1 protein-coding gene is annotated in these 439 nt (G+C 36.2%); it reads right to left on the bottom strand.

What is annotated here, in order from left to right:
• Positions 1-439, bottom strand: a 439-nt coding sequence (locus B6D18_RS12440) for a penicillin-binding transpeptidase domain-containing protein (protein WP_254048639.1), incomplete at both ends; no start/stop codon positions are given.

Genomic DNA, 439 nt, shown 5'->3' with positions numbered 1-439 from the left:
GTTTTACCTGCATTACATTTTTAGACATCCCTAAACCAATTCTTAAACGTAATGGTCCAGCGTAACTAGGTGGTGAATTTTTAGGTCGCCAAGTAGCACTACCTGTAGAGCGGACAATAGGCGCATCATTGAGTAGTGTAGCCATAGTTAAACCTTTCTCTAGTGTCGCTGTATAAATAAAAGGTTTAATATTTGAACCTAATTGACGAAGAGCTTGAGTAGCACGATTAAACTTGCTTAAATAAAAATCATAACCACCAACAATTGCTTTGATAGCACCATTGTCTGAATCAAGTGAAACTAATGCTGCATTGACAGCTGGAATTTGTGCCAATGCCCATTTATCATTTATTTTCTTAACCCAAATGAGTTGCCCTGGTTTTAATGTATCAGATACTTTTTTCGGAAAAGATCCTTGTTTAGTATCACTAATAAATGG

Source organism: Gilliamella sp. A7 (assembly GCF_002142015.1).
Lineage (GTDB): Bacteria > Pseudomonadota > Gammaproteobacteria > Enterobacterales > Orbaceae > Gilliamella > Gilliamella apis_A.
Note: the sequence above shows the minus strand (reverse complement) of the source record. Positions and strands in the feature narration are given on the sequence as shown.